The following is a 10,082-nucleotide window of genomic DNA, read 5'->3' as shown; positions in this document are numbered from 1 at the left end:
TCCAATAATTCATGGAAGATATTGTTTACTTAAAATCTAATGTCGTGCCTGAACCATTGTTTGATCAATGGTATGCCTGGCCTTATTTGATTTCTCCAGCTACAGCTGCGATGAACATTGAGGGGCGACATTTGAAAATCATGAATTCGTATATCCAGGCACCACAGATCCATCAAGCTGCGGTGAAAAACCCGAAAATGCTTGGCGGACCATTCATGGATTACGATGACAATAAAGCTGAAGAGGTCAAAGCGTTGAAAGAGCAAACAATTGAGAAGCAGGCTCATATGCTCGAGTTTGCAAAAGGCATAAAAGCGTTGAATGAACTCTTGATGAATGAGGCCAAAGGCTACTCTCTGGAGCCGCTTTATGAAAAGGTACCGGAAGTGCTTAAAGGTTACGTTGAACTGGTATACGATTTGAATAATCAGCCCGCATTCAGGTTTTTTGAGCCGCTGCTTTACAACAGTCCGTTCTATAATGAGTCCAATCAGAGCGTGAGGTTTTATACCATCCACGAGGATGAAAGGCCTTTTGTCTTGAGTACACCACGATTAAGCGACGAAGAAGGGCTTCACTTGCCGATACCTTTCAAAAGTGAAGCTTTAGATGAGCTCTATCGGATGCAACGAGAACCCAATAGCTATGAACGCATTAAGACGATGATGGGTGTATCGGATGAGCAGGATGAGTTGTTTCGCTCATTTTTCACCACTGAACCCCCTGAACCATTCAAAAGATATACGGGAGAAGGGGTGAGGACGCGCTATTTCGGACACGCCTGTATCATGGTTGAAACCAAGGATGTATGCATATTGGCCGACCCTGTGATCAGTTACGGTTACAATGCGGAGATTTCAAGGTTGACCTACACCGATTTGCCAGATAAGATCGATTATGTATTGATCACCCACAATCATCAGGACCATATCCTGTTAGAAACCTTACTTCAACTTCGTCATCGCATTGGACAAATTGTGGTACCTAGAAACGGAGCTGGGTACCTTCAAGACCCTAACCTGAAGATCATGCTCAATGCCATTGGTTTCGATAATGTCATTGAAATGGGGGAATTGGAGAGCGTTAGTCTTCCGGGTTGTACCATTACAGGTCTTCCATTTTTGGGTGAACACTCCGATCTGAACATTAAAACCAAATTGTGCCATCATGTAAAACTGGATAACCTTTCTGTGCTCTTTGCGGCTGATTCCTGTAACATAGAACCTCGCTTGTATGAGCATATCCACAAGTTTGTCGGAGACATAGATGTCTTGTTTTTAGGGATGGAATGTGATGGTGCGCCGCTTTCCTGGCTCTACGGTCCACTATTACCCGAACAGCTACCTAGGGAAATGGATTATTCCAGACGGCTTGCCGGATCTAATTATGAGCGAGGATTAGACCTGGTGGATCGCTTCAAACCAAAAGAATTGTATATCTATGCCATGGGACAAGAACCCTGGTTGAACTACATCATGGCAATTAAGTATACGGATGAATCAAACCCAATCATCGCTTCAAACAAACTCCTGGAAGTATGTCAGAGCAGGGGAATGATCGCAGAGCGGTTATTCGGACAAAAAGACCTGGAATACAATGAGGTAGCCGCATTGTGATGTGATTGAATCAATTCAAAAGAACAAGAAATTATGACCTTACAAACCAGTAACACGCCAACAACCGCACAAGATATACTGATGCAGGTAGATGCAGGAGGTAAAAAAGCCATTGATTGGGCAACAGAACATCAGGAAGAGATCGAGGCCAGATTGGTTCGAGATGGCGCCTTATTGATCCGAGGATTGAATATTTTGAGTAGCAAGCAATTTGGCAAGCTGCTGGAAGCCATGTTTGGGGCTCCTTTGATCAATTATTCTTTTCGGTCCACGCCACGCACCGAGCTCCGTGGTAATGTATACACTGCGACGGAATATCATCCAAGTGAAGTCATTCCTCAACACAATGAGAACGCTTACACCAATTCCTGGCCGTTAAGAATAGGTTTTCTGTGCATGGTGCCATCAGAAACCGGAGGACAAACCCCATTGGCGGATAGCCGACTAGTTTATGATCTGATTCCAGCGGAGATCCGAGAGGAATTTGATCGAAAAAAGGTATTGTATGTCCGTAATTACGGAGATATTGATTTACCCTGGTCAGAAGTTTTCCAGACGGAAGACAAATCCGAGGTAGAGCAATACTGTAGGGATAATGGGCTGGAGTTCGAATGGTTGGGTGACCATCGATTACGTACAAAGCAAGTAAATCAAGCCACGATCAAACATCCCTTCACCAGCGAAAATCTTTGGTTCAATCAGGCGCATTTATTTCATGTGAGCAGTCTGGAAATGGAAGCGAGAGAAAACCTGCTATCCATTATGGATGAGGAAGACTTGCCGAGAAATACCTATTACGGCGACGGAACTCCGATAGGAAGCGAAGAATTGAATATCATTAGAAAGGCTTATGAGGACACGCAGTTTTCTTTTGCCTGGGAGAAGAACGATTTCTTATTGCTGGATAATATGCTCTTTACACATGGTAGAAGGCCATTTGCCGGAGATAGGAAAGTGCTGGTGGGTATGGCGAAACCAATGAGTGCAACGGCATAAGGTCTGTAAAAGGTTATCTTGCCTCTTACTAGTTGAAAGCCTCTAAATAGTGTTTAAAATGTTAAAAAGTAGATATGATTTGCAACTGGATCATATTCGAAAAAAAACGGCATATTGACATGAATCAAGGTAAAATTGAATAGATTTGTTTAACATATAATCCTTTATAGACATATCATGGCAAAGCAAAATTCAAAAGCAGATAGCGCAGATCAGACTACACAAGCATCAGCTGGTACAGATGCTGCGACTGGTACCGATGCAAGCTCTACATCTGTAGATCCTTCTGGTATCATTAATACCCACTCTGGTGTTGCAGCCGCAGCCGCTTTGGTTCCTGTACCTGGTTTGGATTTGGTCACACTGGTTGGAATTCAAGCGAAAATGGTTCATTCCATCGGTCAGGCACACGGACAGTCATTGAATAATAACAAGCTGAAAGTGGCCATTACTTCTTTAATTACTGCTGCACCAGCAAGTACTTTTTCAGCTCTTGGAGCGAGCGCATTGAAATTAATCCCAGGCCTGGGCACAGTATTAGGTGCATTGGCTTCTCCTGCTTATTTTGGTGCTTCAACTTACGCGGTAGGAAAAATCTTTCACATGCACTTTGCTTCTGGTGGAAACCTATTGAATTTTGATGCCGACGCGGTAAAAGATCATTATCAGGGGCTCGTTGATGAAAAGACCGAGGAGAAGACCGCTGCAGCTTAAGCGAATTCAGATTTCCATTGATATTTATTGAAAATAGTCAACGGTTGACCCTATGTTAAGCATATTATTCCCGGTGGTCTACGTATTGCTATGTGTTCTCGTGGCGAAATTATTGGACAATCGAAACGGTGGTTTCTATTTGATGTTAATATTATCATTGTTGTTCACACCGTTGGTAGTAGGCTTTGTAGGGATTCTGTTTTCCAAAGCTGATCAAGAGTGAGTTGGTCTGACTGCTGATTGGTTTTTAATTTCAATGAAGTAATCACAATATATTATATCATGCCCCTTCAATGGAGGGGCATTTTTATTTATACTGCCTAACCGAAAAGAGTGGCACCTAACCATAAAATACTCTTTCTGAACGAGTATTAATAGCCTCTAGATGAACGTACTTGACCTTCTGCGTAAGGAATCTGACTCATCAGCGATTACATTGGTCATCATGGGAGTAATCTCAGGAGTGAGTAATGCTTTCCTGTTGGTTATTGTCAATAAGGCAAGTGAACATGCCGATGATGATAACACGTTGTTATTTATTGCCAGTATCATCAGCGTTTCACTGTTTTTGGTGACGCAACGATATGTCTTAAGGGAAAGCACACAACAGGTTCAGGACATTCTGGAACGAATACGGGTAAGGATTATAAATAAAATCCGTAATGGTGAATTGCAGATGGTCGAGGAACTGGGTGATTCGGAAGTTTATGCAAGGATCACCAATGATACCCAGGACATTGCTTCTGCATCATTTGTAGTAGCCAGGGCGTTTCAGGCGGCTATTCTTGTGATTTTTTCCTTTGTCTATATCGCAATGATGTCCATCCCTGCCTTGTTCATCATCTTGGCAGTGATCGTTTTGGGGACTATTAGTTTTTTCAGATCTAGTAAACGGTCAGACAGTATTTTTAGAGCAGCCTCGAAAAAGGATACGGCCTTTTTTCATGCTTTATCTGGCATTCTTTCGGGGTTCAAAGAATTAAAGGTAAATAAGCGAAAAAACGAAGACGCATTTCAAGACTATTCGGATGTTGCCAGGGCTGTAAATAGGTTGCGTGTCAAGGCCAGATTTGCCAATATCACCAGTCAATTGGTTACTGAGAGCTTGTTTTACGTCATGTTGATTAGCGTTATTTTCATCATTCCGGTATTAAGCCAAACGGCAAATCCCAATATCGTGAAAATTTCGGCGGCTATACTCTTCATCATTGGCCCGATAACTGCAGTAATTGGTGCCGTACCAGCTTTGTTGGAGGCGAACCACGCAGCTTATAACATCCACAACCTCGAAAAGAAGATTGAAAATGAATTGAATTCCGACGAGCAGGAAACTGAAGAAGATCGCCCTAAAACACCTCTGAAGCCATTTGATTTAGAAAAGGAAATTCGTCTCGAAAACCTGCAATTTGAATACCCCCGACGCTACGAGTCAGATGGTTTTCATATTGGCCCGATCAGCCTGATCATACCGAAAGGACAATTGACCTTTATTACTGGGGGAAATGGTTCAGGTAAGTCTACCTTATTGAAGCTGATCTGTGGATTATACTATCCGGAGAGTGGAAAATTGCAGGTAGATGGGCAAAATGTTACCAGGGACAACTATCAGCGATATCGCGAGATGCTTTCGATCATTTTTACTGATTTCCATCTCTTTGACCGGTTGTTCGGACTGAGGGAAATAGATCAGGAACGAGTAAATGAATTGCTTCGGAAGATGCAGATCTCAGAAAAAACACAGATCATTGAAGATCGAATTACGGATTTGAACCTATCTACCGGTCAGAGGAAACGTCTTTCTTTGGTTATAGCTATCTTGGAAGATCGACCAGTTTATGTATTTGATGAAGTGGCAGCCGATCAGGATCCTGGATTTAAAAAGTACTTTTACACCGAGTTATTACCTGAAATGAAGAAACTTGGTAAGACCCTGATTGTGGTAACACACGATGACCAATATTTTGATGTAGCTGATAGCTGGTATAAATTATTGGATGGTAAATTGATTTCAACTGATTCTAACGGAGATCATGTCTAAAGGAAACCAAGTAAAGAAAGCAAAGCTGAAAGTCAGGAGACATTTACTTTCGATCACCGTTCTATTCATGATCTTGTTACTGTTCGTGCTGTATTTCGCACCACGAATATTCATCTTGATCTATCCCGGGCAAGCAGGTGTGCTTTACAGGACATTTGGTGGGGGAACCGTGACTGAACAGCACTATAAGGAAGGACTTAATGTCATTTGGCCCTGGGATTACATGTACATCTACGATGTTCGATTACGTGAAGAGAGCAGGTTGTTAACCGTATTGACCAAAGATGGGTTAATGGTTGAAACAGAGATTTCTGTGCGATTTAGTCCCAATGTTGAGAACCTGGGTATTCTTCATAAATTCATAGGTCCTCGCTACGCTGAAAAAGTCGTCATTCCTGAAGTTGAAGCACGTACGCGAAACATCATCAGTTCCTATGACCTGGAGGGATTATATAGTACCGATAGGAGAGAGATTCAATTGATTGTTTCTGATTCGGTCCTTTCGCAAATCAACGATCAAGTCATCATCGATACCCTGCTTTTAGATGAAGGTAAAGCCAATACCTACATCATCTTTGAAAACCTGTTCATCAAAAACATTCGGTTGCCAGATCAGGTATCGGATCGGATTGAAAAGAAAATCGTGGCAGAACAAGAATACCTTACCTACGAATACATCTTGAAATCGGCGCAACAAGAAGCCAATAGAAAGCGAATAGAAGCAGGAGGTATTGATACATTTCAGACCATTTCGAATATTCCGATTTTGAAATGGCGAGGCCTGGAGGTAACTGAGAAACTCTCACAATCACCCAATTCCAAGTTGATCCTACTTGGTACAGATGAAAGTTTACCGATTATCTTAAATGGAGATGTGCCAGATTCGACGGCTAACAGGTAAGTTGGGTTGATCTTTCGATGTGTTGGAATAGCCCCAAAAGATACCCATCATCAATGGGAAGTCTTTGAGTGGAATACCTTATAGCACAATTTGCTCTGGCTGACATACTCCCAGTCAAGCCTACCGGTTTTTAATTCTGTTCTACCCTGAATTTTGGCGATTCTACCGAAAAACCTAACCTTTGGATTTGCCGATAACTAATTTGCTGACTTCACAAACAGGTGTAAGGGGGCAGTGAATTATTCAGGTCGCTTCCCGGACACTGCTATTGTGTCATAGGCTAGATGATGGGGGTTCATATTGGATCCTCTTCATCCTATGATTCTGAAATCACATATTGAAGAATTAAGGAGGTTGGTCCTCTAAATGCCTGGATAATTTATCTTCATTGATTTTTATGCGAAGACTGGAATTATTGGCTAAGGTAATTGCGGTTGATGAGGTGACTCGGGAGTTGATTCCCAAGCCACATATCATTGTGCTCGATCCTTTAACTGGAGCTTCACATACTCCGCGGGATATCGATGTAGATACTTTTGAATATGTCATTCAACCCCACTTAACTTATGATGTAGCCGGAGCTAAACGACAATACTTCGCAGAGCATGTAGATCGATTTTCGGATGATGATAAATATGGGGAAGTTTTCTGGATAGTGCCACTAAGAGAGATAGAACGGAACAAAGCCATCGAATTGAAGAAGATCTTCTATGATTAAACAAAGCCGATATCCGACCGGATGCTGCCATTGAGTTGAGTTCACATACCGATTCAAGGGGATCAGACTTTACAACAAAAGACATTCTCAGCGCCGGGCTAATTCAGCAATATCATTAGTAAGGGAATTGCCTCTAATCGCATTGTCGCCAAGGGTAATGGCGAAAAATCACTGGTGAATGATTGTGCAAATGACGTTCCTTGTACCAATGAAGAACATCAACGTACTAGAAGAACGGAGTTTAAGGTGACTACTTACTAATCAGGGATTATTATTCGAAGTGAAAGCCTCCTAACAGGAAAGCTTAAAATATGTAGTCGGAAGGATTCAACGATGCGGAAAACCGCTCGGACCGCCAATGCGACTTCAACACCCCAGAGCGGAATCTGGTATCTGTGATTCGTGAATTAAGAATTCAATTGGACTCTGATAAAGAACAATCAATGAAAAAATCAATGTGTTTGATGTTATTTTGAAATATTCATATCTGCCAACATGCAATTAAAACCCTGTGTCGGGAGTATGGCCAGAAGGCTTGACGAGTTGTAGAGAAAAAGTGACTTAGCGAATTAACTCGATATAGGTTTTCACATTATTTCCTATATTAAATGCTTGCACTCTTGATAAAGCCAATTCTGCAAACGTAGCCATCAATTCAGGGTTGTTGAGCGCATGATGCATGGCTTTGGTGAATAAAGAAATATTTCCCACGGGGACAAGAATGCCATGCTTTACGATTTCAATATCATCGAACGTTGCAGGAGCTGCTGATACCGGAGAAGCAGAGAGAATTTCTCTGGGGCCATAATCACAATCAGTAGCTATTACAGGTAGTTTACATGCGAGTGCTTCCAGCAAGACATTGGGTGACCCCTCATAGTCCGAGGATAGCGTTAGACAATCAGCTTTCACCAGGTAAGGAAATGGATTACTGACTTCTCCCAAGACCAGAACTTTATTCTCCAATTGTAATTCGTCGATAAGGTTTTTTAGGTACTCGTTATCTGTTCCTCTTCCAATCAACCACAATTGACAGTCGTGACATTGTAATTGAGCAAAGGCACGGATTAGCAAGTCGTGATTCTTGGCACGACCAAAGTGGCCCACATGAATAAAAACGAAATCTGTAGGAACTATTATATGCGTTGGCAAAGGTTCCTTCGATAATTGTGAAATTTGAGCCATGTCCACAGGGTTAGGAATGTAGGTAAGCTTACTATGATCGATTTTGATTTGATGGACTAAACTCTTCATCAGACCCATGGAAGGTATTACAATTTGATTTGAAAACGGATAAAACCGCTTAATGGAAAATATGATCCAATTCTTTTTGAGTAAGCTGTAGGTTTCCAATTCAAGTTCATGATTATTGATATGGTTGATGATTACCTTTCCTCTCCAGCCGAGGACCTTGTTCAGTATACAGATCAAATTGGGGACATAGTCGAAGGCATAGGTGATATCAATTTTATGTTTTCTAGTATAGTATAAGAGTCTGAAAATGATGATCGGTAACTGTCGCCATGAATCTTTGAGTAGCGAAAGCGCACTGCCTAAAGAATGAACTTTAACGTTTGGCGGGATCTCATAATCGATGACCTTATTAAATAAGAAGAGTTCGATTTGAAAGTGAGGAGCCAACGCTTTCATGATTTTGTGAGCCTTCCCCTCAGCTCCGCCCTTACGAAGGGAAGTCAAAACAAATGCTATTTTTTTAGCGGACATCTGTACTACTTCAAGATAGGTCAAATTTGAGATAACATGAGATAATCTGTCGCATTAGGTTCTTAAGAAAGGTAATTATATACTTTCTGCAGCGCTTCATAATGTCGATGGATATTGTACTTTTCCTCCACTGTTTTTCTGCCTTCCACACCCATAGCTATGGTATTCTGCTTCTTATCAAATGCGGAAACAATTTTTGCCCTTAGATCAAACTCGTCATCGGATTTGAACAGAAGGCCGTTTTGCTGATCTGTGATCAACTCAGGGATGCCTCCTTCATTAGTGCCAATAACCATCTTTTCCAGGGCAAAGGATTCCAAAATAGACATAGGGCATAATTCATACACCTTCGAGGGTATTACTGTACATAATGCACCCGATATTAAATCCAACAAAGCCTGGTTTTGTTGAAAAGGTAAAAAAGTGATGTGATTCAGGTTTTGATGTGTGACTTTTTCTTGTAATTCTTCTTTAACAGACCCTTCACCGGCTATCACCAGGTTGATATGTTTTAATGGAGCTACAGCATTGATGAGTGTATGCAGCCCTTTGTATTCCTCCACACGTCCGAAATAAAGTAAATATTGTCCCTTTTTCCCGGTTGGCGAGAAGTATTTCGTGTCAATGAAATTTGGAATAGTGGTAATTGATTCTTCAGGAAGTATGTTGTATTGTAGCAGTTTTTGTCGCTGAAATTCACATACTGAAATAAAGTGGTTGATGGATTTTATACTGCCTTTATATTGGGCAAAATAGCTCTCTGCAAGGGTAGCAAAACTTCTCAAATAGGAACCTCGGTTGCATTTTTTTGTGATCACCTGCCAATTTGAACCTGTTCCACATGCTTCACAGATTTTTTCCTGACGGTAGAAAGAGTAGGTAGGGCAGACTGGTTTGTAATCATGTAAGGTTTGAACTATTGGAATGCCCGATTCCTTTAAGGGTGCCAGAATGGAACTAGAAAACTGCGAATAAATATTCAGGTGAGCGATGTTCACGGTTTCCCGAGATAATAGATTTCTGATGCTTTTTTGGGCTGCTCTGGAATGGAACAGATTAATGCTACTGGTTAAACTGTAATGATCAGTACTATTGGGCGGTAAAAAATACGAAGACCACTTACTGGTTTCATTGAGCTTGTGACTCGTGGTAAATGGAATAGCAGAATACCCCTTTTCATTTAATAATTGTACGAGGTTGATGAAATACCGATCTGAACCACCTTTAGGATAAAAGTAATTCCCAACACAAAGCACCCTTTTCATTAATGACTTATTCAACGAGAAAGTTAGAGACATAATTCTTATTGACTAAGAGACCATTGAGTGATTGAAGGGCTTGGGCTGTCATGTTCACATGATCCCTGTATAGAAA

8 protein-coding genes are annotated in these 10,082 nt (G+C 41.4%); 6 read left to right on the top strand and 2 right to left on the bottom strand.

Features of this window, described 5'->3' with window-relative positions; translation table 11 throughout:
- Positions 1 to 11 precede the first annotated feature (11 nt).
- The 6 genes from R8G66_10395 to R8G66_10370 all read left to right on the top strand — a co-directional run bounded on the left by R8G66_10395 (position 12) and on the right by R8G66_10370 (position 6,983).
- Entirely contained in the window at positions 12 to 1,616 is a 1,605-nt protein-coding gene (locus R8G66_10395) for an MBL fold metallo-hydrolase (protein MDW3192768.1), read from the top strand.
- A 33-nt stretch (positions 1,617 to 1,649) separates the two neighbouring features.
- Positions 1,650 to 2,612 (top strand): TauD/TfdA family dioxygenase, encoded by a 963-nt coding sequence (locus R8G66_10390; GenBank protein MDW3192767.1) that lies wholly within the window; start codon positions 1,650 to 1,652, stop codon positions 2,610 to 2,612.
- A 177-nt stretch (positions 2,613 to 2,789) separates the two neighbouring features.
- A complete protein-coding gene (locus R8G66_10385; GenBank protein ID MDW3192766.1) occupies positions 2,790 to 3,326 on the top strand; it encodes a DUF697 domain-containing protein in 537 nt (178 codons plus the stop codon).
- Positions 3,327 to 3,711: 385 nt separating this feature from the next.
- Entirely contained in the window at positions 3,712 to 5,364 is a 1,653-nt protein-coding gene (locus R8G66_10380; GenBank protein ID MDW3192765.1) for a cyclic peptide export ABC transporter, read from the top strand.
- Positions 5,357 to 6,265: a prohibitin family protein gene (locus tag R8G66_10375; protein ID MDW3192764.1), complete on the top strand. Its 909-nt coding sequence runs from the start codon at positions 5,357 to 5,359 to the stop codon at positions 6,263 to 6,265. Before R8G66_10380 ends, R8G66_10375 begins: the two co-directional genes overlap by 8 nt.
- A gap of 397 nt (positions 6,266 to 6,662) precedes the next feature.
- Entirely contained in the window at positions 6,663 to 6,983 is a 321-nt protein-coding gene (locus tag R8G66_10370; GenBank protein ID MDW3192763.1) for a hypothetical protein, read from the top strand.
- 561 nt (positions 6,984 to 7,544) lie between these two features.
- Here the strand turns inward: R8G66_10370 and R8G66_10365 are convergent.
- Entirely contained in the window at positions 7,545 to 8,708 is a 1,164-nt protein-coding gene (locus tag R8G66_10365) for a glycosyltransferase (protein ID MDW3192762.1), read from the bottom strand.
- A gap of 62 nt (positions 8,709 to 8,770) precedes the next feature.
- Entirely contained in the window at positions 8,771 to 10,006 is a 1,236-nt protein-coding gene (locus R8G66_10360; protein ID MDW3192761.1) for a glycosyltransferase family 4 protein, read from the bottom strand.
- Between the last annotated feature and the right edge of the window lie 76 nt (positions 10,007 to 10,082).

The organism is Cytophagales bacterium (assembly GCA_033344775.1).
Classification (GTDB): Bacteria; Bacteroidota; Bacteroidia; order Cytophagales; family Cyclobacteriaceae; genus JAWPMT01.
Note: the sequence above shows the minus strand (reverse complement) of the source record. Positions and strands in the feature narration are given on the sequence as shown.

Coding starts and splice junctions, on each gene's coding strand:
- R8G66_10360 (MDW3192761.1), bottom strand. CDS start 10,006: ATGTCTCTAACTTTCTCGTTGAATAAGTCATTAATGAAAAGGGTGCTT.
- R8G66_10380 (MDW3192765.1), top strand. CDS start 3,712: ATGAACGTACTTGACCTTCTGCGTAAGGAATCTGACTCATCAGCGATT.
- R8G66_10390 (MDW3192767.1), top strand. CDS start 1,650: ATGACCTTACAAACCAGTAACACGCCAACAACCGCACAAGATATACTG.
- R8G66_10365 (MDW3192762.1), bottom strand. CDS start 8,708: ATGTCCGCTAAAAAAATAGCATTTGTTTTGACTTCCCTTCGTAAGGGC.
- R8G66_10375 (MDW3192764.1), top strand. CDS start 5,357: ATGTCTAAAGGAAACCAAGTAAAGAAAGCAAAGCTGAAAGTCAGGAGA.
- R8G66_10385 (MDW3192766.1), top strand. CDS start 2,790: ATGGCAAAGCAAAATTCAAAAGCAGATAGCGCAGATCAGACTACACAA.
- R8G66_10370 (MDW3192763.1), top strand. CDS start 6,663: ATGCGAAGACTGGAATTATTGGCTAAGGTAATTGCGGTTGATGAGGTG.
- R8G66_10395 (MDW3192768.1), top strand. CDS start 12: ATGGAAGATATTGTTTACTTAAAATCTAATGTCGTGCCTGAACCATTG.